Source organism: Nocardioides zeae (genome assembly GCF_010686755.1).
Lineage (GTDB): Bacteria > Actinomycetota > Actinomycetes > Propionibacteriales > Nocardioidaceae > Nocardioides > Nocardioides zeae.
The window spans coordinates 479,752-501,903 of record NZ_JAAGXA010000001.1; the positions used below are offsets into that span (position 1 = coordinate 479,752).

23 protein-coding genes are annotated in these 22,152 nt (G+C 71.5%); 11 read left to right on the plus strand and 12 right to left on the minus strand.

The window, feature by feature from the left end; translation table 11 throughout:
- Positions 1-18: 18 nt before the first annotated feature.
- From G3T38_RS02320 to G3T38_RS02340, 5 genes are read right to left on the minus strand one after another with little or no spacing between them, the layout of a single operon-like run.
- Positions 19-633 (minus strand): hypothetical protein, encoded by a 615-nt coding sequence (locus G3T38_RS02320; RefSeq protein WP_163770432.1) that lies wholly within the window; start codon positions 631-633, stop codon positions 19-21.
- Positions 630-2,042: an MFS transporter gene (locus tag G3T38_RS02325; protein ID WP_163770433.1), complete on the minus strand. Its 1,413-nt coding sequence runs from the start codon at positions 2,040-2,042 to the stop codon at positions 630-632. Before G3T38_RS02325 ends, G3T38_RS02320 begins: the two co-directional genes overlap by 4 nt.
- Before the next feature lie 36 nt (positions 2,043-2,078).
- Positions 2,079-3,620 carry an AMP-binding protein gene (locus G3T38_RS02330; RefSeq protein ID WP_163770434.1) on the minus strand — a complete coding sequence of 514 codons (1,542 nt, stop codon included), beginning with the start codon at positions 3,618-3,620 and terminating at the stop codon, positions 2,079-2,081.
- Positions 3,620-4,750, minus strand: a complete 1,131-nt coding sequence (locus G3T38_RS02335) for a DUF5938 domain-containing protein (RefSeq protein WP_163770435.1) — start codon at positions 4,748-4,750, stop codon at positions 3,620-3,622. Before G3T38_RS02335 ends, G3T38_RS02330 begins: the two co-directional genes overlap by 1 nt.
- Before the next feature lie 49 nt (positions 4,751-4,799).
- Positions 4,800-5,588, minus strand: coding sequence for an SDR family NAD(P)-dependent oxidoreductase (locus G3T38_RS02340; RefSeq protein ID WP_163770436.1), 789 nt, complete (start codon positions 5,586-5,588; stop codon positions 4,800-4,802).
- A gap of 151 nt (positions 5,589-5,739) precedes the next feature.
- On the opposite strand from G3T38_RS02340, the gene G3T38_RS02345 reads away from it, so the two are divergent.
- Positions 5,740-6,351 carry a TetR/AcrR family transcriptional regulator gene (locus G3T38_RS02345; protein WP_163770437.1) on the plus strand — a complete coding sequence of 204 codons (612 nt, stop codon included), beginning with the start codon at positions 5,740-5,742 and terminating at the stop codon, positions 6,349-6,351.
- Positions 6,352-6,468: 117 nt separating this feature from the next.
- Entirely contained in the window at positions 6,469-6,837 is a 369-nt protein-coding gene (locus tag G3T38_RS02350; RefSeq protein WP_163770438.1) for a DUF2256 and DUF3253 domain-containing protein, read from the plus strand.
- Here the strand turns inward: G3T38_RS02350 and G3T38_RS02355 are convergent, their stop codons facing one another.
- Entirely contained in the window at positions 6,838-7,728 is an 891-nt protein-coding gene (locus G3T38_RS02355) for a DUF4262 domain-containing protein (RefSeq protein ID WP_163770439.1), read from the minus strand. It abuts the gene before it with no gap.
- A 90-nt stretch (positions 7,729-7,818) separates the two neighbouring features.
- Positions 7,819-8,244 carry a VOC family protein gene (locus G3T38_RS02360; RefSeq protein ID WP_163770440.1) on the minus strand — a complete coding sequence of 142 codons (426 nt, stop codon included), beginning with the start codon at positions 8,242-8,244 and terminating at the stop codon, positions 7,819-7,821.
- Between the two features lie 91 nt (positions 8,245-8,335).
- Between G3T38_RS02360 and G3T38_RS02365 the strand changes: the two genes are divergently transcribed.
- The 3 genes from G3T38_RS02365 (at position 8,336) to G3T38_RS02375 (ending at position 10,151) form a co-directional block, all read left to right on the plus strand.
- On the plus strand, positions 8,336-9,289 hold the full coding sequence (locus G3T38_RS02365) for a WYL domain-containing protein (protein ID WP_163770441.1): 954 nt from the start codon (positions 8,336-8,338) through the stop codon (positions 9,287-9,289).
- 61 nt (positions 9,290-9,350) lie between these two features.
- Positions 9,351-9,869: a VanZ family protein gene (locus G3T38_RS02370; protein ID WP_163770442.1), complete on the plus strand. Its 519-nt coding sequence runs from the start codon at positions 9,351-9,353 to the stop codon at positions 9,867-9,869.
- 51 nt (positions 9,870-9,920) lie between these two features.
- Positions 9,921-10,151: a ferredoxin gene (locus G3T38_RS02375; RefSeq protein ID WP_163770443.1), complete on the plus strand. Its 231-nt coding sequence runs from the start codon at positions 9,921-9,923 to the stop codon at positions 10,149-10,151.
- Between the two features lie 25 nt (positions 10,152-10,176).
- On the opposite strand, the gene G3T38_RS02380 is transcribed toward G3T38_RS02375, so the two are convergent.
- Positions 10,177-10,692 (minus strand): group I truncated hemoglobin, encoded by a 516-nt coding sequence (locus tag G3T38_RS02380; RefSeq protein ID WP_163770444.1) that lies wholly within the window; start codon positions 10,690-10,692, stop codon positions 10,177-10,179.
- Between the two features lie 112 nt (positions 10,693-10,804).
- On the opposite strand from G3T38_RS02380, the gene G3T38_RS02385 reads away from it, so the two are divergent.
- The gene (locus G3T38_RS02385) at positions 10,805-11,743 is read left to right on the plus strand and encodes an AraC-like ligand-binding domain-containing protein (protein ID WP_163770445.1); all 939 of its coding nucleotides are present in this window, start codon (positions 10,805-10,807) and stop codon (positions 11,741-11,743) included.
- Here G3T38_RS02385 and G3T38_RS02390 read toward each other — a convergent pair.
- Positions 11,740-12,291 carry a hypothetical protein gene (locus G3T38_RS02390; RefSeq protein ID WP_163770446.1) on the minus strand — a complete coding sequence of 184 codons (552 nt, stop codon included), beginning with the start codon at positions 12,289-12,291 and terminating at the stop codon, positions 11,740-11,742. The two genes, G3T38_RS02385 and G3T38_RS02390, sit on opposite strands and share 4 nt — an antisense overlap.
- A gap of 96 nt (positions 12,292-12,387) precedes the next feature.
- Between G3T38_RS02390 and G3T38_RS02395 the strand changes: the two genes are divergently transcribed.
- The 3 genes from G3T38_RS02395 (at position 12,388) to G3T38_RS02405 (ending at position 16,367) form a co-directional block, all read left to right on the plus strand.
- Positions 12,388-13,119: a DinB family protein gene (locus G3T38_RS02395; protein ID WP_163770447.1), complete on the plus strand. Its 732-nt coding sequence runs from the start codon at positions 12,388-12,390 to the stop codon at positions 13,117-13,119.
- Between the two features lie 35 nt (positions 13,120-13,154).
- Complete coding sequence (locus G3T38_RS02400) at positions 13,155-13,982, plus strand: GIY-YIG nuclease family protein (RefSeq protein ID WP_163770448.1); 828 nt, start codon at positions 13,155-13,157, stop codon at positions 13,980-13,982.
- Between the two features lie 294 nt (positions 13,983-14,276).
- On the plus strand, positions 14,277-16,367 hold the full coding sequence (locus tag G3T38_RS02405; protein WP_163770449.1) for a TerD family protein: 2,091 nt from the start codon (positions 14,277-14,279) through the stop codon (positions 16,365-16,367).
- Positions 16,368-16,656: 289 nt separating this feature from the next.
- Here the strand turns inward: G3T38_RS02405 and G3T38_RS02410 are convergent, their stop codons facing one another.
- The 3 genes from G3T38_RS02410 to G3T38_RS02420 all read right to left on the minus strand — a co-directional run bounded on the left by G3T38_RS02410 (position 16,657) and on the right by G3T38_RS02420 (position 19,953).
- Positions 16,657-17,532, minus strand: a complete 876-nt coding sequence (locus G3T38_RS02410; RefSeq protein ID WP_163770450.1) for a hypothetical protein — start codon at positions 17,530-17,532, stop codon at positions 16,657-16,659.
- Entirely contained in the window at positions 17,529-18,173 is a 645-nt protein-coding gene (locus G3T38_RS02415) for a hypothetical protein (RefSeq protein WP_163770451.1), read from the minus strand. Before G3T38_RS02415 ends, G3T38_RS02410 begins: the two co-directional genes overlap by 4 nt.
- Positions 18,174-19,479: 1,306 nt before the next feature.
- Positions 19,480-19,953, minus strand: coding sequence for an Lrp/AsnC family transcriptional regulator (locus G3T38_RS02420; protein ID WP_163770452.1), 474 nt, complete (start codon positions 19,951-19,953; stop codon positions 19,480-19,482).
- 169 nt (positions 19,954-20,122) lie between these two features.
- On the opposite strand from G3T38_RS02420, the gene G3T38_RS02425 reads away from it, so the two are divergent.
- Entirely contained in the window at positions 20,123-21,148 is a 1,026-nt protein-coding gene (locus G3T38_RS02425) for a thiamine pyrophosphate-dependent enzyme (protein WP_163770453.1), read from the plus strand.
- Complete coding sequence (locus G3T38_RS02430) at positions 21,145-22,140, plus strand: alpha-ketoacid dehydrogenase subunit beta (protein ID WP_163770454.1); 996 nt, start codon at positions 21,145-21,147, stop codon at positions 22,138-22,140. Before G3T38_RS02425 ends, G3T38_RS02430 begins: the two co-directional genes overlap by 4 nt.
- Positions 22,141-22,152: the final 12 nt, after the last annotated feature.

Here is a 22,152-nt window from a genome sequence, read left to right on the forward strand (position 1 = left end):
ACGACCCAGTTCGGCGCATCACACCAGGTTGCGGAGGCGGTCGAGCAGCTCGTCGCGGACGGCCTGCATGACGGCGGGCTCGACCTCGTCGCGCAGCGCGTCGGCGTCGTCGAGGTCCGACAGGATCGCGCGCACGTCGAGCTCGTCCACCGCCCGCGTCAGCACGTCCTCGGTGGGGAGGGCGTCGTCGATCACCGAGTCCGGCAGCGCGCGGATGCCCGCCGCGAGGAACCGGTTGATGTCGGCCCCGTCGAGCGCCTCGTCCACGAGCGACGAAGAGGGCGGCAGGAGGTCCTCCTCCGCCAGCTCGCCGACCGCCGTGCGCAGGCCGTCGCGCAGTGCGTCGACCTGGGCGTCGGTGGGCTCGTCCTGCTGGGCCAGCTCGAGGGTCAGCGCCTCGCGGCTCACGCCGAGCGTGCACGCCGCGTCGTCGACGCCGCGCAGCACCAGCTGCTCCGTCAGGCCCGCGATGCCCTCGGCCCGGGAGGTGGTGCCCGGGCGGTCGTCGCAGGCGTCCGCCGGCGCCAGCGGTCGGAAGTCCCCGCCTCCGGCGGCGACCTGCACGCCCGCGACGCCCACCACGAGGGCGAGCGCGACGGCGGGCAGTGCCGCGATGCGCACGCCGGCGTTCATCGCGCGACCCCCAGGTCCGCCGGCCGCGGTCGGTCCCGGGCCGTCCGCACCACGGCCCCCGCACCCACCGTCACCATCGCCGCGAGCGCCAGTCCCGCGCCCACGAGGTAGGAGTCGCGGAAGGCCAGCGACACCGCCCGGTCGAGCTGGTCGTCGAGGTCGCCCTCGAGGTCGTCCACCGCCGCGCGGTCCTCGGGAGCGACGTCGAGCGACGCGAACGCCCCGCTCAGCTCCGGCACCTGCCCCCGCTGCCCGGTCAGCTCGGCGCCGAGGGCGCGGGCGAGCGCGATCTTGTCGTCGGGCTGCAGCGGTGCGTCGATCACGAGGGAGGCGATCGCCTCCGTGGCGGGCTCCTCCGCGTCGAGCAGGTCCGCGGTGAAGACGGGCGTGAGGATCGCCAGGCCGACGACGACACCGAGGTGGCGGGAGCTGATGGTCCAGGCAGCGTGCCGCGCCCGGGGGCGGCGACCCTCCATCGCCCGGTAGGTCAGCTGGTCGACGCTGAGCCCCAGGCCGAGGCCGATGAGCGCCTGCGGCGCCACGGTCCAGATCAGGTCGGCCGAGGGCGGCAGCGCGAGGCCGACCAGTCCGCCGGCCACCAGCAGGCACCCGGCGGCCACCTCGACGTCGGGCGGCGGCTGGAGCCAGCGCGCCAACGGCCGCGCGACCAGCGCCGCCACGGGGATGACCGACACGGTCAGCGCGGCCAGGGCGGGGGAGTGCCGCCATCCCTCCACCAGCAGCAGCACGAGCAGGAACAGCGCGGCCGTCAGCGCGGCGGACAGCAGGCCGAGCGTCACGTTGTGGCCCACGACCGGCCGGTGTGCCACGTCCGGCTCCTCCACAGGACCATCCGCGGGGCCGTCCGCCGGCACCGGCTCGCGCACCAGGAGGGCAGCCGGCACGGCCAGCGCGGCGAAGGGCACCTGCGCGATGAAGATCGCCTGCCACGAGATCGCCTCGGTGAGGAGTCCGCCCGCGACCGGGCCCGCCGCCGTACCCACCACGCCCGCCGTCACCCACGCCGCGACCCCGCGGCGCTCGCCCATCCGCGCCACGAGCAGCTCGAGCGCGCCGACGAGCGCGAACGCCCCGCCCAGGGCCTGGACGCAACGGGCCGCGATGAGCACCTCGATCGTCGGGGCGGCGGCGCACCACGCCGACGCGCCGGCGAAGACCGCGATGCCGATCGCCGCCAGCGCGCGGGGGTGGGCGCGGACGCGCCGCAGTGCAGCCGGTACGGCGAGGGCGCCGAGCACGAGGTTGTAGGAGATCAGCACCCACGCCACCTGGGCCACCGAGGCGTCGAGCTCCTGGAGCATCTCGGGCAGGGCCAGCGTCACGATGGCCGAGTCGGCCAGCACGAGACCGACCGTGACGGTCAGGAGCAGGCCCACGAGTCGATGCACCCGGTCATCGTGGCACCGCGGTGGGTGCCCGGTGGGCTACGACACGAGCCGCGCCTTGATGTCCGCCTTCAGCACCTTCCCGACCTTCGACCGCGGCAGGTCGGGCCAGACCTCGACCTGCTTCGGCGCCTTCACGCTCCCGAGGCGCTCCTTGACGAGCCGCTGGAGCTCGCCTGCCTCGAGCGAGGCGCCGGGCCGCAGCTGCACCACGGCCGTGACGCGCTCGCCCCACGTGTCGTCGGGCAGCCCGACGACGGCGCAGTCCGCCACGGCGGGATGCGCCATGACGGCCTGCTCGACCTCGGTCGAGTACACGTTGAACCCGCCCGTGATCACCATGTCCTTCGCCCGGTCGACGATGAAGAGGTAGCCGTCGTCGTCGAGGTAGCCCACGTCGCCCGTGTGGTGCCACCCGTGCGCGGACGCCTCGGCGGTCGCCTCCGGGTTCCGGTGGTAGCCCCGCATGACGAGCGAGCCCCGCACGACGATCTCGCCGCGCTGGCCCCGCTCCAGCAACGCACCGTCCTCGTCCATGATCGCGACGGTCGTCAGGGCCGACGGTCGCCCGGCCGAGCCGAGCCGTTCCCGCGCGACCTCGCCGGACGGGAGGAAGTGGTCGGCCGGCGCCATCGTCGAGACCATCATCGGCGCCTCGGTCTGCCCGAACAGCTGGGCCATGACGGGCCCGATCCGCGTGAGCGCCTCCTCCAGCCGGCTCGTGGACATGGGAGCCGCGCCGTACCAGAAGCACCGCAGGCTCGACAGGTCCCGCTCGTCCAGGCCCGGGTAATCGAGCACCATGTAGACCAGCGTCGGCGGCAGGAAGGTGTGGGTCACCGCGTGCTGCTCGACGCGGTCGAGGAACCCGCCGACGTCGGGGCTGCGCATGACGACGATCGACCCGCCGCGGCACAGCACGGGGAAGCACAGCACCCCGGCGGCGTGGGTGAGCGGCGCGAGGGCGAGGTACGTCGGCGGTCGGTCCTCGGGCCACGGGTAGCTCATCAAGGTGATGGCCGTCATCGTCTCCAGGTTGGTGCCCGTCAGCTCGACGCCCTTGGGGCGTCCCGTCGTGCCGCCCGTGCCGACGATCATCGCCAGGTCGTCGAGCGCCGGCCGGTCGACGACGTCGGTGACCGTCTCGCCGGACGCGAGGAACGCCTCCCACGAGGTCGCCCACGGGAGGTCGGCGTCGAGGCAGACGAGCGTCCGCAGGTCGGGGAGGTCGCCGCGGATGGCGTCGACCAGCGGCGCGAACGCAGCCTGGAACACGAGCACGGAGCAGCCGTAGAGCGCCAGTAGCTCCCGGTTCTCCGCGGCCTCGTTGCGCGGGTTGAGCGGGCACCAGACGGCGCCGGCCCGGCTGATGCCGAACACGCAGGTGAAGGCCGTCGGGTCGTTGGCCGACAGCACCGCGACGCTGTCGCCCGGCGCGACGCCGCCCGCCACCAGGGCGGCGGCGATGCGGCTGGTGAGGGCCTGCACGTCGGCGTACGTCGCGGTGACGCCGTCGCACTCGAGGCAGGGGGCGTCGCGGTCGAGCGACGCCCCCTTGTCGAGGAAGTCGACCAGCCGCATCAGTGCCCCTGGCGGGTGATGACCGGCTCGGCGACGAGGCCGAACGCCCGCAGCTGACCGAGCAGCTCGCGGTGGCCGATCGCCTTCGACGCCGACGCGAACCCGACGCGCTTCGGCGCCTGCTGCAGCAGCGAGGAGGCGACGAACGCCTGCAGCAGCCCGGTCTGCTTGTAGTTCTGGTTGCCGTGGATGACGCAGTGCGCGCGCCCGAGCGGACCCGAGGCGTGCACCGAGTCGAGCGACTTGTTGAGACGCGGGTTCTCGCGGGGCGGCATCACGTTCATGACCTGCGCGGCCACCTCGGTCAACGCGGCGTCGCGGTCGGCGGGGGACATGTCCTTCGTGGCCTCGAGCGCCTGCGCGACGATCTGCGGCACCCCCGTCATGAGCGCCGGGTTGAACACGCCGCCCTGCGCCTTGCAGGTCGCGACGCGCGGGTCGCGCTTGTACCAGACCGGGTGGGAGGTGCCGCCCCACGGCAGCGACTGGGCGAGCTCGTGCTGACCGGGCACGACGAGCGGCATGAGGCCCTGGCTGGGCTCGAACTCGACGTAGGAGTTCTGCTGCAGGTGGAACGCCTTCGAGGTCGCGGCGTTGATGAGGATGGTGAGCGTCGAGGCGATGGTCGGCGAGCCGCCCCAGAACACGGCGATGTCGAGCGTGTCGAGGCCCGGCTGCTCGAGGCAGAGCTCAGCCGCGATCTCGCCGGTGGTGTACATGTGCGCGACGCCGGGGGAGAGCAGCAGGCCGGCGGCGGCGAAGTCCGCGCCGTACGTCTCGTCGCAGGTGATGAGCCAGTCCTGCTCGCCGGTGGTGTCGAGGTAGTGCGTGCCGGCGGCGAGGCTGGCCTGGACGACCTCGGGGCCGTACTTGCTGAACGGGCCGACCATGTTGCACACGACGCTCGAGCCGCGGAACAGCTCGGTGAGGGACTCGACGTCGTGGGCCACCTCGACGACCTCGTAGTCAGCGGTCTCGATGCCGGCGACGTTGCTGTCCATCGACGCCTGGATCTTCGCGGCGTCGCGGCCGGCGGCGGTGAAGGGGATGCCGTACTCGCGCAGGTACTCGCAGACGAGACGACCGGTGTAGCCGGAGGCGCCGTAGACGACGACGGGCTTGCTGCTCATGGGGTGCTCCTGGTGCTGGGGTGGGAGAGGGGGGCGGGTACGGCGCGGGTCACATGCCCATGCCGCCGTCGACGGGCAGACCGGCCCCGTTGACGAAGGCCGCCTGGTCGGAGGCGAGGAAGACGACGGCGCGAGCGATGTCCTCGGTGCTCGCGAGGCGGCCCGACGGGGTCTGCGCGACGACGGCCCCGACGGCCTCGTCGGTCGACCCGAAGAGCCCGATCCGGGCGACGTCGGCGGCGAGGTTCGCGCCCATCTGGTTGGGCACGAGTCCCGGGTAGACGCAGTTGACGCGCACGCCGTAGCCGAGCGCGCCGCTCTCCATCGCCGCGACGCGTGTGAGGCGGTCGACGGCGGACTTGGTGGCCGAGTAGACCGCGATCGCGGGGAACGCGATGGTGGCGGCGACGGAGGCGATGTTGATGACGACGCCGCCCTTGCCGGCCGCGCCCTCGGGACGCATCGTGCGCAGGGCGTGCTTGAGGCCGAGCGCGGTGCCGAGCACGTTGACGTCGAGCATCGTGCGGGCCTGCGCCGGGTCGAGGTCGACGAGCAGGCTCGTGATCTCGACGCCCGCGTTGTTGACGACGATGTCGAGGCCGCCGGCCTGCTCGACCGCCGCGGCGACGCCGGCTTCCCAGGAGGCGTCGTCGGTGACGTCGAGGTGCACGAAGACCCCGCCGATGCTCGTCGCGACCGCCTGGCCGGCCTCGTCCTGGAGGTCGGCGACGACGACCCGGGCGCCGGCATCGGCCAGGGCGCGGGCCATGCCTTCGCCGAGTCCCTGCGCGCCGCCGGTCACGAGCGCCACGCGCCCGGTGAGGTCCTGGTTGGTCATGGGTGCGACTCCTTCGTCGGGTGGGGTGATGGCCATCACACTGCTCGGCGTTCTGGACGATTGTCAAGATTTTTCTTGACGACTGTCAAAGGAATCCTGGACACCTGTCCGGCGTCGTCTAGGCTGGGCGGCCGAGCACCAGGAGGGACCCATGGCCACGACCCGCGTGAACCCCGTCGACAAGCACGACGTGCGTCGCCGCGCGCTCGCCGAGTCGGCGCTGCGCACCCTCGGCGAGCTCGGCTACGCCAAGGCGTCGCTCCGCGAGATCGCCACCAACTCCGAGTTCAGCCACGGGATGGTGCACTACTACTTCGCCGACAAGCTCGAGCTGATCGTCTACTGCGTGCGCTACTACAAGGAGACGTGCGTGACCCGGTACGACGGGGTCGTCAGCGCGTCGCAGTCGGCCGACGAGCTGCTCGACGCCTTCGCCGCGAAGCTCTGCGAGACGATCGTCGACGAGGCCCCGATGCACCGGCTCTGGTACGACCTGCGCGCCCAGAGCATGTTCGAGGAGAGCCTGCGCGAGGCCGTCACCCAGATCGACCGCACGCTCGAGAGCATGATCTGGCGGGTGGTCACGCGGTACGCCGAGCTCGGCGGCCGTGCCGTGACGGTGCCGCAGCACGCGGCGTACGGGATCCTCGACGGGGTCTTCCAGCAGGCGCTGCTGGCCTACCTGGGCTCGGACGCCCCGGAGGCGGCGCTCGACGCGCTGCGTTCCGAGGTGCGGACCCTCGTGCCGCTGCTGGTGGGCTGAACTCCTCCTCCTGCCTCCCCGGTCGTGGTGTGAGCCCACCGTTTTCCGGAGGCCTGGCACCACGACCCGGGAGGTTGAGCAGCCCGGGAGGTTGGGGGCGGGCGCGACACTGACGTCATGCCGCCGGAGCCGAAGACCTGCCGCTCCTGCGGACGCCGGATCGAGTGGCGCAAGAAGTGGGAGCGCGACTGGGACCAGGTGCGGTACTGCTCCACCGCGTGCCGCCGCCGGGGCGTCACCGAGGTCGACGAGCGGCTGGAGGCGGCGCTGCTCGAGCGCGTCTCCCGCGGGCGCGCGGCGGTCGACCCGGCTGACGTGGCGCTCGCGGTTGCCGGCGACGACGCAGCGGCGGCGGACCTCGCCGAGCCCGCCCGTCGGGCCGCCCGGCGGCTCGTCGCGCGTGGCGAGGTCGAGATCGTGCAGCGCGGGAAGGTCGTCGACCCGTCGACGGCGAGAGGCGCCTTCGAGGTGCGGCGCGCACGGTAGTCAGTGACGGCGCCGCACCCATGGCGCGTCCGTGTCCGTACGCCGCGCCTCCGTGCCCGGCGCCAGGTCGGCCAGCGGGCGGATGCCCGGGGCGCCGCGCACGAGGTGCGCGAGGTGCACGAGCGCCATCTCGTCGAGCTGGTGGTCGGGGTCGCCGCAGTCGAAGATCCAGTGGTCGGCGTCGCCGGCCGTGCCGCGCCAGACCCGGAGCACGGCATCGCCGCGCTCGACCACGTGGGTGCACGAGACGACCTCGTGCTCGGGCGGGTGCGCGAACGGCCACGGCGGCTCGACGGCGAGCGCGCCGGTGCGCGGCGACGGCACGCGCCACTCCGGCGGCTGCTCGTCGTCGAGCACGGCGGGCGCCCCGGGTTGCCAGGCGAAGATGCCGCGCCGGTCGGGCCAGACGACCGCCAGGGCTGATGGCTCGCGGCGGTGGAACCAGCCCGACCAGATCACCGTGTCATGGAGGGCGTGATCGGTCACTTGCTCGAGGAGGACGGGGACGCCCGCGAGCACGCTCTCGAGCAGGTCGCCGGAGGCGAACCGGCGTCCGGCCACGACGCGGGCGGCGACCTCGTCGAGGCACCGCTTCATCAGACCGTGGTCGAGGCCGGACATCAGCAGCTCGGGATGGTCGGCGCTGTGGCCCAGCCCGATCGTGTAGGCGAACGCGGGGCCGGGTTCGTCGTCATCGCCGCACCCGTCGTCGGCGCAGCCGCACGGCCCGCCGCCCCCGACGCTCATGACCGACCAGCCGTGCCGGTGGACGCCGTCCACGACGTGCCGGTCGAGGTCGTCGTAGTGCTCGTCGGGACGGCAGGCGTGACAGTCGCACGCCCGGGCGCCGGCCGGTCGGGGTCTCCGCGGTGGGGTCTCCCGTGGTGCCATTCGCTCCTCCTCTTCTCGGGAGCAGCAAGCGTGCACCGGATCGGCCGACGCCCGCGGGCGTCATCCACAGGGGCCGGCCGGCCCCGCGCCTCAGCCCGCGGGAGCCGCGGCGATGTCGAGGACCCAGGTCACGCCGTACGGGTCCGTGACCATGCCGTAGAGCGGCGACCAGCCCGACGGGCCCAGCGGCACGACCACCGTGGCGCCCTCACCGGCCAGGCCTTCCCAGTAGCGGGTGAGCTCGGCGGCGTCGTCGCCGCGCACGGAGACGAAGTACGACGCGGTGCCGGCGTCGTAGGGACGGTCCGACGGCACGTCGAAGGCCATGACGTGGAAGCCGGCGGGGGAGACGACCTGGCCCCACATGACGTGGTCGGCCTCGGCGGGGTCGCCGACGGCGTGGGCGTCGGCGTAGGTCGCGATGGCGAGCTCTCCGCCGAAGACGGAGCGGTAGTGCTCGAGCGCGGCGCGGGCGGTGCCGCGGAGGTTGACGTGGGTGACGGTGGTGACGGACATGGGTCTCTCCTCGGTGGTGGTGCGGGGACGACGTCCACGTTCCACCACGAAGAGGACAGCGTGTGTCCGCTACTCCTGCGATCATCGGGATGTGCCCTCGACCTCCTCCCGGATGCTCGCCCTGCTCTCGCTGCTGCAGTCGCGTCGCGACTGGCCGGGCGGCGTGCTGGCGGAGCGGCTCGACGTGAGCACGCGGACCGTACGGCGCGACGTCGACCGCCTGCGTGAGCTCGGCTACCGCATCACGACGGCGAAGGGGCCGGACGGCGGCTACCGGCTCGACGCGGGCGCCGACCTCCCGCCGCTGCTGTTCGACGACGACCAGGCCGTCGCGATCACGGTGGCACTCCAGGTCGCGACGACGGCAGGGGCGGGCATCGGGGACGACGCGCTGCGGGCGCTCGGGACCCTGCGCCAGGTGATGCCGTCGCGGCTGCGGCACCGGATCGACGCCCTCACCGTCGAGGCGGTGCGGGCGCCGGGGGCCGCGGACGACGTCGATCCTGCCGTGCTGGTCGCGGTGGGGGCGGCCGCTCGGGCCCGGGAGGTGCTGCGCTTCGACTACGGCACCGACGACGCGCCCCGTCGCGCCGAACCGCACCACGTGGCGACGTGGCGGGGGCGCTGGTACCTCGTCGCCTTCGACCTCGACCGCCACGACTGGCGCACCTTCCGCGTCGACCGGATCGTGCCGCGCACCCCGAACGGCCCACGCTTCGCGCCTCGGGAGCTGCCGGGCGGCGACGTCGCGGCGTACCTCACCGGGGTGTTCCGGGGCAACGCCGACGGGGTCGGCTGGCCGTGCACGGGCGAGGTGGTGGTGGGGCTGCCGCTGGGCGAGGTGCTGCCGTACGTCGGGGACGGCGTCGCCGTCGCGCTCGACGACCAGCGGACGCGGCTGACCGTCGGCTCGTGGTCGTGGGCGGGGGTGGTCGCGTCGGTGCTGCGGTACGACGCGGAGATCGCGGTGCTCGGACCCGACGCGCTCCGCGAGGCGTTCGCGCGGGTGGGGGAGCGCTGTGGGCGGGCTGGTCGCGGCACCTGAGGAGGGTGGATCGGCACCTGCGGAGGAGGTCGCGAGCCCGGGACGCCCGTAGCGTCCTCGTGTGATCACGACCATCCTCGTCGAGCACCCGTGGCTCTCGCCCACGGCGCTCGCCCTCCTCGTCGTCCTCGGCCCGCTCGTGGGACGGTTGGTGGCGGGTCGGCCGGCTGCCGCCTGGCTGCTGACCGGCCTGGCGACGGTCCCGGTCGTGGTGCTCACGATGCTGCCGACCGACCGCAGGGCGTTCGAGCGGTGCGAGGTCGCGTGGACGTTGCCGACCGTCGGGCGCGTCGAGCTGGCGGCCAACGTGGTGCTCTTCGTCGCGCCGGTGCTGTTCGCGGTCGTGGCGACGCGGCGCCCGCTCGTGGTGGCGGGCGCTGCGAGCGCTCTGAGCGCGGCGATCGAGACCGTGCAGGCGCTGGTGCCGGCGATCGGGCGGTCCTGCTCGACGAACGACTGGCTGTCCAACACGATCGGTGTCGTCGTCGGGGTGGTGCTGGGGGTGGTCGCGCTGCGGCTGGCCGGCCCGGTCGGGCGCGAGCGCTTGACGATTCGTCCACGGTCGTTGACGCGTTCCTGACCCGCTCCGAGGGTGGGGCCGACGGGGACCGCAGCGGTGACGGAGGCTGGCATGGCGGACGAGCGAGCGACGACCATCGACGTGCAGGTCGGACGGGGGTGCATCTCCTCCGGCATCTGCGTCGAGATCGCCCCGGACAGCTTCGAGCTCGTCGGCTTGCGCGCGAGTCCCCGGCGACCGCTGGCGGACACGCCCGCGGCGCGCGCGGCTCTGGTGGAGGCTGTCGAGGCCTGTCCCGTCGAAGCCATCGTCATGGGGCCGGTCGCGCCCGGGACTCCCTGAGGAGCGCCGGGCGCGACCGCGGTGGTCACTCCGCAGCGTTGCGGGGGGCCGGCCAACGGACGCCGACACTCTCCATGCCGGCCATGACGTCCATGTCCGGGTTGGCCTGCAGCACCTCCTTGAAGGTGGGGCTGCCGACGACGACCGGCTTGAAGGAGCGCAGGAAGTCGTCGATCTCCTTCGCCTCGCGCTCCGGCAGGCCGAACTCCGCGTAGGCGGGAGTGACGATGTCGTCGAAGAGCGCGTTCCAGTACTCCTCGGTGACGCCCATGCCCCGGTGGGCCGTGGCCATGTCGGGGCCGGTGTAGGTGTGCGGCCCGCCCCAGTGCTCCCCGAGGAACTCGACGAACCCGCTGATCTCCTCCTGCACCTCGGCCTGGGTCTTGTGGTTCCAGATGTGGCCGATGGTCGGGTTGAGCATCGCGCGCTGGACGAGCGTGGCGGCGAGGAACGTGACGGTCGGGAGGCCGCCGAGGCGGTCGTAGAGGCTGGCGTCGTCGGCGGGTGCGGCGGCGGCGGTCGAGGCGGTGGTGTCGGTCATGGGCCCGACGATGGAAGCGGTGGATCGGATGCGTCAACGACTGTCGACGGATCGACAAGTGGTGTCACGCGACGGAAACCACCGGGCGGATCCCGTGTGCTTCACTCGTCGGGTGGACGTCGACACCCGGGCGGTTCCGGCGCGGGAGCGGTACGACTACTGGGTCGCCAGCGTCTCCGACCGCTTCGTGCCGCTGCGCACGACGGTGCCGTCCCGCGAGGCCCTCCAGGGTCGGATCCGGGGGGCGCAGGTCGCCGAGGTCGGGGTACGCCGCATCGCCGGCACCGAGCAACGCTTCCAACGCCGCGGGCGCGACATCAGCCGGAGCGGTGAGCGTGATGTGCTCAGCGTCGTGTTCCTGCACCGGGGTGCGACGACGGTCGAGCAGGACGGCCGCACGGCTACCCTGCTGCCGGGGGACTTCCTCCTCTACGACAGCGCGCGGCCGTTCGACTTCTGCAGCCACGGCCCGTTCGAGTACTCGATCGCGATGCTGCCCAAGGACCTGCTGGCGTTCGCCTCCGACGACTACCGCGACCTCACCGTGCGCCCCCGCGCGGGTGGCCGTGGGCTGGAGGCCCTGGTGTGGCGCCTCGTGACCTCGTTGACGTCGGCGGGTACGGCGCCGATGAGTGCCCGCCGGGCTGCCGGTCTCGAGGAGGCGTTGGTGGCCCTGGTCGCGGGGTTGGCCCCGCTCGGGACGCCGCCCAGCCCGCGGGACGTCCTCGTCGACGTCGCCCGGGCGCACGTGCTCCAGCACCTCACGGATCCTCGGCTCTCGCCGGCGACGGTCGCCGCCACCTGCGGGATCTCGGTGAGCTACCTGCACCGGCTGTTCGAGCCGGAGCCGTCGACGGTGGCTGCCTTCATCCGCGAGGAGCGGTTGCTCCTGGCCCACGAGCGCCTCGTCGACCCGCGCCACCGGGGTGAGTCGATCGCGGCCACCGGCCGCGCCTGCGGCTTCGACGATGCCGCGCACTTCAGCCGACTCGTGCGCCACCGGTTCGGGGTCGCACCCACGGAGCTGCGCCGCGGCGGTGCGTCGGCCTAGAGGACGAGCAGCAGCACGACGAGCAGCACGACCAGCCCGATGAGCAGGCCGCCGACGGCGACGGCGGCGACGGTCAGCCCGACCTTCGCCGTGCTGTTCATCTTCTTGGTGAGCCCGAGGTGCTGGGCCGGGCCGTCGATGAGGCGCTTGCCCTCGCTGGAGTCGAACGAGTAGTTCACGACGGCGCCCACGTTGCCGTCGTCGTCCATGCCGACCTCCTTGCGGAAGGACTTCGACACGACCGTGCCCTGCTGCATCGACTTCCTGGCGCGCAGCACCGGCCGCGGGACGCCGCCGGCGTCGAGCCCGGCCTCCCACGCGACCGTCGTCTGCCGGTCGGTGACGGTGTAGGTGCCGGCCGCGGGATCGACCTCCACGACGTGCTGGAAGGAGGACTCGAGCGACTTTCGCTTCATCAGCGTCCACCACTGCTGGTCGACGATGTCGATCTGCACGGTGAACCCGGTGGGCGTCTCGTCGGCGACCATGTACGGCGTGTTCGCCGTGGCGCGACGTACCTCGGCGGCGAGCTCGGCGGCGGTGACCATGGGTTCGAGGGTACGGCGCGGGTGCGCCCCTTGACCGTGGTCTCGGGCGCTCCGATGCTGGCCGTCGGATCATTCTCGGCGAGGTGGTGGGGTGCGATGGCGACCTATGCGAGCACGAAGGAGTTCGAGGGCGCGCGGTTCGTGCGGTCGAGCCTCAAGGGGGCGACGCTCCGGTCCTCCGACGTCAGCGGCATGACGATGCGGGGCGTCGACCTCGACGGGCTCGACATCGACAGCCACGACCTCGCGTTCGGCACGCTGCTCGTGAACGGGGTGAACGTCGTACCGCTCGTCGAGGCCGAGCTGAACCGGCAGTTCCCGGGCCGCGAGCTGCAGAACGCCAAGGAGCCGGAGGGTCTGCGCGCCGGGTGGGAGGCGGTGCAGGCGGCGTGGGCGGTGACGGTGGCGTCGACGTCTCCCGAGTTGATGGATGCGCACGTCGAGGACGAGTGGTCGCTGGTCGAGACCCTCCGCCACCTCGTGCTGGCCACCGACGCGTGGCTGTGTGGCGGGGTGTTCGGGATCGAGCAGCCGTTCCACGAGCTCGGGCTGATCTTCACTGGCGCGGGGGAGATGGGCTTCGACATGTCGATCTTTCGAGCGGACACGCCTTCTGTGGAGGAGGTGCTCGCGGTGCGGGCCGAGCGGCAGGCGATGGTGACGGAGTTCCTGGCGTCGGTGACGCCGGAGCTGCTGGCCGAGGAGCGCCGGAACCCGTGGGGTGGTGACGACTGGAAGCCGACGGTGGGGGACTGCGTGCGCGTGATCCTGGAGGAGGAGTGGGCGCACCTGCGCTACGTACGGCGCGACCTGGCGCTGCTCGGCTGACGGGCCGCGCGATCGGGCGTCGCTAGTCTCCCGGCATGGAGGCCATCCCGCTCGCTGCGCTGCTGCCCGCCGGGCTCGACCCAGCGGAGTGCAAGCTGCACTGCGCCGTATTCAACGGTGAGCGGCACCCGATCGAGGTGCTCGCCACCTCGTGGGACGAGTGGCAGGGCTGGAACTCGTGGCGCAACGTCAACGACGACTTCAACCGCCGCTACGTGTTCTCGCTGGCGCAGGACCGGCACGACCCGACGCTGTGGTTGTTCGGCGGAGTGTGGGAGGTCGTGGGCCGGCGTCCCGAGCCGCGGGCCGCGTCGTACGACGTCGGGTTCCGCGCCGATCTGATGGGCGCTTTCGTGCGTCGGCTCTACGTGCGGCTCGCCCTCGCCGGGCGCAACCGACGCCGCAACATGGAGACGCTGCTCGGCGACATGACGGTCGCGTCCATCGCCGAGGAGGAGTTCGCGGGCGACCCGTTCCCGGGCCACGACCGGATCGACCACTCCCTGGCCGAGCTTCAGGTCGTCGTCGGTCAGCGCCGCGCCGACTGGCGCATCGCGCTCGAGAGCATGAAGGGCGTCTACGTTATTCACGACCAGGTCACCGGGGCGCGGTACGTCGGATCTGCGTACGGCGACACGGGGGTGTGGCAGCGGTGGTCGTACTACGCCCAGACCTTGCACGGCGACAACCTCGGGCTGCAGGCGCACCTCGCCGAGCACGGTGAGGCGTACTACCGGGAGAACATGCGGTTCGCACTGCTGGAGTACTGGTCGATGCGGACGTCCGACGAGCACGTGCTCGAGCGCGAGTCGTGCTGGAAGAGCGTGCTGCTCGCGAGGTCGCTGGGGCACAACCGGAACTGAGACGAGCCCCGGAGCGATGACTCCCATGCGTGAGACCCGGCGCCGCTCAGCGAGGAGCCCCTTCGGGCTCGTGAAGTGGAGCCTCGCGGCCGGCGGCAGCGCGGCGGATCACTGAGCCGACGTGTGCTCAGTGATCCACCGCGCTTATTCGCTGATTAACAATTACAGCCGATTGATGTTGACCATCGAGCTCGGTCGCCGCAAGCGGCACGCGTGTTCAGGCTGCGTCACCCGAATGCTCTTGATCTACTCAATTCGCTCCCGAGGCCCCGGTGGCCGTGTGATCGTTCCGCCATGACCGACGTCACATCGGCCCCGCGCGAGCTGCGCAAGGGCGCCAATGTCGCCATCCGTGACCTCGGCGGCGAGCTGGGCGGGCTCACCGTCTTCCTCGACAGCCGCGGACACGACGGCGAGACGATCGACGCGGACGTGAGCGTCCTGCTGCTCGACGCATCGGGCAAGGTGCGGTCGAGCGCCGACTTCGTCTTCTACAACCAGCCGATCGCGCTCAACGGCGCCGTCCACCTGCGCGACAAGCTCGTACCGGAGCCCGACTCGGACGAGGCCGCCGCCGGCTGGTCGTCCGACGTCGTGACGCTCGAGCTCGACGACGTACCCCAGGAGATCGAGCGCATCGTCGTCGCCGCCAGCCTGGACGCGTCGACCGCCCGTACCTTCGGCGACGCCGCTGGCGTGCGACTGCGGCTGCAGCGCAGCTCCGATGCCGCCGACCTGCTCGTCTTCGACATCGACGACGCCACCACCGAGAGCGCGCTCGTGTTCGGTGAGTTCTACCGCCGCGACGAGGACTGGAAGATTCGTGCCGTCGGGCGCGGATACCAGGCGGGTCTCGCCGCGCTCGTCACCGAGCACGGCGTCGACGTCTCCGAAGAGGCGGACGAGCCCGAAGGCCCGGAGGCGCCGGCCGTCGACGAGACGCCCGACGAAGCTCCCGCGCCGCCCGGGGACGCTGAGCAGGCTCCCGCACCGCCCATGCCTGCGGAGGTCGATGACGACACCGGTACGTCGAGCCCTGCCACGCCTGCCAAGCGCTCGGTCTCGGTACGCCGCCCCACCCGCGCGCCGCGCCTCCCGGTCGACTGGAACGCATCCATCCCGGCCGACGACGGCAACGACTGGCAGGCCGCGCGCTTGTTTCCCGTCGCGGGGATCGGCAGCGGGGAGGAGCAAGAGCGTCGTGCCACCTCGGCGCTGCTGGCCGTCATGAGCATGGTGCGGGAGTTCGGCGCCGCGCTCACCGGCCGCTGCGGGGCACCCCGCGGGACCATCACGACGTACATCGAGGTGCCGTTCGGTCAGGACGAGGAGGCGTACCGCCCCGACGGCGTGATCCAGGTACGCCGCGGCACCCGCGAGTGGACCGCGCTGGTCGAGGTAAAGACGTCGACGGGGCGCCTCAACGTCGAGCAGATCGAGAAGTACGTCGAGATCGCGCGGGCGCGTGGGTACGACGCGGTGATCACCATCAGCAACGAGCTCGCCGGCGGCGACGCCGACCACCCGGTCGCGGTCGACCGGCGCAAGCTGCGGAAGGTCTCGCTGCACCACCTGTCGTGGGACCAGATCCGAGCCGAAGCGGTCCTTGCCGCACGGCACCGCGGCGTCTCCGATGCGACCCAAGCGAAGGTGCTGGAGGAGTTCATCCGGTACATGTCCCACGCGCGGTCGGGCATGGGTGGCCTGGGGGACATGGGGCCGAGCTGGGTGAAGCTGCGCGACGCGGTCAAGTCGAAGACAGCGCGCGCCTCGGACAAGGCGACGGGGGAGATCAGCGCGCGGTTCGACGAGCTGATCCAGCACCTGGGTCACCACATGACGGGGCTCTTGGGGGTCGAGGTGCAGTCCTTGGCGCCGCGCGAGGCGCCGGACCATGCGAGCCGGCGGCAGCAGCTCGCCGACTCTGGGCTGATGTTCGGGCGGTTGAAGGTGCCGGGCGCGGTGGACGTGCTGGTGGTCGGAGCCGACCTGCGGGCGGACAAGGCGAGCGCGGCGATCACGATCGGGGCTCCTCGTGGAGACACCCGTCCGCTGACGCGGGTGAACTGGCTGCTGCGCCAGCTGCCCGACGAGGCCAAGGATTCCATCCGGATCGAGGCGCACATGGCGGGGCCGCGTGCGGTGTCGACCGCGGCGCTGCTGGGGAAAGCGCGGCAGGACCCGTCGTGCCTGGTGCCGGAGGAGCAGCGCGAGATCAAGGCGTTCACTATCTCGCTCGAGGTGCCGCTGGGGAACAAGCGCGCCGCTGGAACGGGGACCTTGATCGGGAGTGTGAAGGGCGCGACGACGACGTTCTACGCCGATGTCGTGCAGCACCTGCGGCCGTGGGTGGCGAAGGTCGGGTCGCCCTCGAGAGCAGAGTGAAGCAACGTACTGGTTGCTGGCGGGACGCAGGTCGGTAGCAACCAGCGGCGCTGGCGGTCGGTGAGGGCAGGTGGGTGCCGAGATGGCCACATGTTCTCTCCACCTCGCAGCGCTGCCCGTGAGGGTTGCCGGGAATCGCTCCTCTGGCGCGCTCAGACATCCCGAACACGTGGCGAACCGGGCCCACATTTTGCGTGTCAGACCCAAGGCGATTCAGCCGTTCACCACTCCCCGCCTGCCATGACCTGCCTCCTTCGTGAGGTGACGGGTCATCGATGAGTGCACACGGTCAGGCATCCTCGGGACAGCCCTTGCATCGGCCGAGTGCCAGGTCCTCCCTTGCCCACTCGTGCACTGCCTGCGTGATCGTGGCGGGGTCGTCCAGGTCGACCGACTTGTAGATGAAGCCCACGAGGTCGGTCGGCATCCGCTTGATAGAGGAGTCCTTGAGCAGCAGGCAGCGTCGGCCAGCCATGAGCATGGCGCCGACCTCGATGACCAAGTTGTAGTTCATGCCTCGACCGCGACGGTCCTCGAAGAAGGCGATGCCGTAGTTGCTCGACCACATATGCGCGGCGACGTTCCCCCAAAGGTCATCCACCAAAGCGCGCTGAGACGCGAGCAGAAACCGAAGCCCGTGTCCGTCCAAAGCGTCACGCGTGACGTCCAGGGCGGCGGCCACCGGGTCAGGCCCGTCGGGCTCCTCGTCGTCGTCCGGGAACCGCGTCATGCCGAACACGTGCGCAGCGGGGGGCGAGGTCCTCGTGAACTCCGCGACCGGGCGCACGAGCTGTGGCGGCGCCAGTGACGCCGGGATCAGGGCGTGCCGGAAGTGGCCCAGGTCGGCGCCGCCCGGCAGCGCCTCGGCCAAAAGCGCGGCGGCGTCGTCGCCAACGAGCTCGGCGACGCGTTGCCGACCGAGAGGCGTAAGCGTCCAAGCGCCATGTGCCTTGGCTGGCGTGGCGCGTCCGGCTCGTTTGAGGGTCGTGAAGACGTTCGCGATCTTGTCCGGCACTGGCAGCGACGCCTCGTAGAACAACTGAGTGACCGCACGTCCACTGAACGTGCCGTCCTCCGATCTGCCGGAGACGATGGAGGCCAGGACGAGCGCCTGGTCCGCGATCGGCATCCGCTGGACGCGGATGCCGATCGACTCCTCGGTCACTCAGCGTCTCCATTGGGGCTCGACTTCTTGGCGGTCTTGCGAGCAGCCCTCCGCTTCGGAACCTCCTGGAAGTGCGACGTGACCGCGGTACGCCCGGTCCTCGGAATGATGAACCGCCCGGCCTCGCCCTGCTTCGCCGCGATTAGGTGGCTGGAGGCAGCATTGGCCCAGTCGCGCGAGAAGTTGGCGGGCATGTCCTCGTGGGCATCGGCGAGCGCGGCTCGGACCTCGTCACGGGCAAACGACTCCGCACCCTGGAAGTTGATCAGGTAGTAGCCCGCCGCACAGATCTTCTGCGGGAAGCTCCGCGCGCCGACCTCGGTGATGAACTCGCCGAGGGTGAGGTCCCGGTCCCATGGCAGGGACTGCTGCGATCTGCCGCCACCGCTTCCGGCGCTGGGACCTGCAGCGCTGCCCGCACCCGGTCCGACCGTCCCCAAGCCGCCGCGTCCCGAGGGCGCTTCGGGTGCCGACAAGGCTCCTCCGAATAGGAGGGCGATGACGTCAGACATCGTGGCCTCGTCGACGGGGCGCTTGATCGAGATGCCTGGTCCTGTGACGCTGACCTCAGCGATGGCCGATTCGGGCTGAGGCTCTTTCTCGAAGTCGTCGAAGTCGTCGACGGATTTGTCGTCACTCATGTCTACAGTTTGGCAGAGAAGGTATACGGCGTCAACGGGTTCTGTAGACCATGCTGTCTACAGAGCGTCATCTCGGTGCAGCCCTGGAGCTCCTGCCGCTGACCCTCCCGGTTGGTACGCAGCGGTATTTGGCGCTCTGACTGACGGGTGCGGGTCAGGGAACGAGCGACATGTAAGGAGTGTGCAGGGTCCGGATGGACCCGTGTGGAGACCGAGATGATGGTGGGCCATTACGGGGTGGTCTACCGCGTACATGCGTTTGCGACGACAAGCGTCAGTACCAGGTGCCGCCCTTACTGTGAGCCTCGTCGGCGTATCGGCCCTCCAGCCGCGCCGGCAACCACTCACCGACGTCATCGCGCTCGCCTTTGTCGGCTTGCTCTTCGACCACTCGTGGGCCACGTAGGTCCCGACGACGTCTATTCCGGCCAGGCCCTCGGCGGTGTCCCCGCGGCCTCTTTGGCCGGGAGAGCGTGCACCTGATCGGCGGTTAAGGCCGCCGGGGCTGTCGGGTCGGCCAGGACGTCGCGGATTAGCGACTCGTCGGGTTCGGTCTTGGCCGACGCGCCGAGCGCCTTGCCGGTGGCGCCCAGCCCATCCCGGTCGAGGGGGCCGTCGGGGATCTTGATCTTGTCGCGCGAACCTAGACCGCAGGACCATCGAGCATATTCCGAAGCTGCTCCACGGCGTCTCTCGACGGACGTCTGAATGCGCCGCGCGGCAGCTGCCTGGATGACGGGCTCGTTGGTGCCGTGCCTGAAGCACATGTTGGTTCCAGGGCGTGCCTCGGTCCGGCACTGCTGGCCGGTCGACTTCAGTTTGGCGGTGTGCGAATTGCCCCCCCGGGTTCTCCGCAGACCACTCGTCGCTGTGCGTGCTCCGCCGTGTCATCGTCAGTCCCAGATCACCGAGGAGCGGGGAGAGCGTGCGGTCGAGCGTGGCCCGGCTGCCGAAGCAGCCGTGGACCGCCACGGCGGAAGCTCCGCAGAACACGAGCAGGCCCGCGAGCGACCTCGGCGGAGTAGCCGCGTGGTGACCGAGGAAGGACTCTCAGAGGGAACACGCTTAAAGCAACCGGGTTGAACGCAGGCTGCGAGAATGACTCTACGTCCGGGGTCTTGTCGGCCGGCCCGGCCAGACCCTAAGGAAGTGGCGTCCGGTTGCCCATAACGGGTAGCACGATCCGGGCGGCGGCTCTGATTGCATTGGTAAGGAGGGCTAGGCGTTCGCTCCTTCTTGCCACATGGGCCCGTGAACGGGAAGTCGCCTTCTCGGTTCCCATCTTCGAGTTGCAGAAGGGCATTGCTCAAGGGGCGTCGAGTGCACGTTGCTCGCGCCCTGACCCACCCACATCCGTCGCCCGATCCCACGTCGACATCACGATCAACGTCTTCGTCCCCGCCACCAACCCCGTCCTCCGGATGGCGTTCACGACGCTCTGCAGGTGCTCCACGCTCCGCACCCGGAACCGCAGCAACCCGTCGGGATCGCCGGAGATCGTGAAGAACTGCTGCACCTCGGGCACCTGCCGCGCGATCTCCTCGATCTCGCGCGTGTCCGTCTGACCCGTCAGTCGGATCTCGGTGAAGGCGTCGATCTCGCCGACCGAGCTGTCGGCCACGATGGCCGTGTACCCCTTGATCACCCCGCTCGCCTCCATCCGCGCGATCCGTCGCGCGACCGGGGCCGCGGACAGGCCTACCCGCTGCGCGATCTCGCTGGTGGGCATGCGCGCGTTGGCGCGGAGCAGGTCGAGGATCTCGCGGTCGAGGTCGTCCATGGCAACAGCTCGCTTCCTGATAGTTGCGCGCAGCGATAAGAAGAAGCACGAAACACGCCACGACGCAGAAGAATACAGCGGTCCTCGCACAACACGAGCGCGTTCATTGCGCGTGGCCTACGTCACCCACCAGGCTCCAGCGCAGACACGCGGACCTGAGGAGACACAGATGGAGCCGACCCTGGACCTGCGCGCCGCGCTGCGCGACATGATCCTCGCGCGACGCGTCGACACCGAGGCGATCGCGCTGCAGCGCCAGGGCGAGCTGGGCCTGTGGCCGTCGATGCTCGGCCAGGAGGCCGCCCAGGTCGGCGCCGGCTCGGCGCTGCGTCCGCGGGACGTCGTGTTCCCGACGTACCGCGAGCACGCCGTCGCCTGGTGCTTCGGTGTGGATCCCGTCCAGCTGCTCGGGCTCTTCCGCGGCACGACCATGGGCGGCTGGGACCCGGCCGAGCGCGGCTTCCAGCTCTACACGCTCGTGATCGGCGCGCAGACGCTGCACGCGGTCGGCTACGCCATGGGCATCGTGCGCGACGGCGACGTCGGCACGGGCGACCCGGACCGGGACCGCGCCGTACTCGTCTTCCTCGGCGACGGCGCCCTCAGCGAGGGGGAGACGAACGAGGCGTTCGTCTGGGCCGCGGCGCAAAACCTGCCCGTCGTCTTCTACTGCCAGAACAACCAGTGGGCCATCTCGGCGCCGTTCAGCGTGCAGAGCCGCGTGCCGGCCGCCCAGCGCGCCTCCGGCTTCGGCTTTCCCGGCGTGCAGGTCGACGGCAACGACGTCGCCGCCTGCCACGCCGCCACCGAGCAGGCCCTCGCCCAGGCCCGCGCCGGCGGGGGACCGACCCTCATCGAGGCCGTCACCTACCGCCGCAACCCGCACACCACGTCCGACGACGACCTGCGCTACCGCGACGCCGCCGAGAACGACCACTGGCGCGACCTCGACCCCGTCGACCGGCTCCGCACCGCGCTCCTCGAGAGCGGCGAGATCGACGACGCTTTCCTCGCTGAGGTCGCCGCCGAGGAGCAGGAGCTCGCCGAGCGCTTGCGCACCGGCTGCCGCGCGCTCCCGGTGCCGTCCCACGACGACCCGTTCCTGCACACGCTCCACACGATGACGCCCGAGCTCGCCCGGCAGCGCGAGGAGCACCTCGCGTTGGTGGCGGCAGGCGAGGAGGACCGGGCATGAGCACCGAGCCGAGGAACCAGGCCATGGCCCACGCCCTCAACCAGGCCCTGCGCGACGAGCTCGACACCGACCCCAAGGTGCTGCTCATCGGCGAGGACATCGGCGAGCTCGGCGGCGTCTTCCGCGTCACCGACGGCCTCGCGAAGGACTTCGGTCCCACCCGCGTCGTGACGTCCCCGCTCGGCGAGGCCGGCATCGTCGGCAGCGCGATCGGGCTCGCGATGGCCGGCTACCGGCCCGTCGTCGAGATCCAGTTCGACGGCTTCGTCTTCCCGGCGATGAACCAGATCGTCACCCAGCTCGCCAAGTACCGCCACCGCTCCGAGGGCCGCGTCAGCCTCCCCGTCGTCGTGCGCATCCCCGTCGGCGGCGGCATCGGCGCGATCGAGCACCACAGCGAGTCGCCCGAGGCCCACTTCGCGCACACGCCCGGCCTCCGCGTCGTGTGCCCGTCCACCCCGCAGGAGGCCTACAGCCTCATGCGCGCCGCCATCCGCTGCGAGGACCCCGTCATCTTCCTCGAGCCGAAGAAGATCTACTGGGGCAAGGGACCCGTCGACCGCTCCGCCGGCGCCGCTCCCCGCGAGCACCTCGACCGCGCCCGCGTGGCCCGCGAGGGCGACGCGCTGACGATCGCGACGTACGGCGCCCTCACGGCCACCGCGCTCGGGGCCGCCGACGAGCTCGCCGCCGAGGGCACCGAGGTCGAGGTCATCGACCTCCGCACGATCGCGCCGCTCGACCACGAGACCGTCGTGGCCTCCGTGCGCCGCACCGGCCGCCTCGTCATCGCCCACGAGGCCTCCCAGTCCGGCGGCATCGGCGGCGAGCTCGCCGCCCGCGTGCAGCGCGACGCCTTCTTCGAGCTCGAGGCGCCGGTGCTCCGGGTCACGGGCTACGACACGCCGTACCCCGCCAGCCGCCTCGAGGAGGAGTGGCTCCCGGGCCTCGACCGCCTGCTCGACGCCTGCGACGCCAGCCTCGCCTGCTGACCGAAGTCGGAG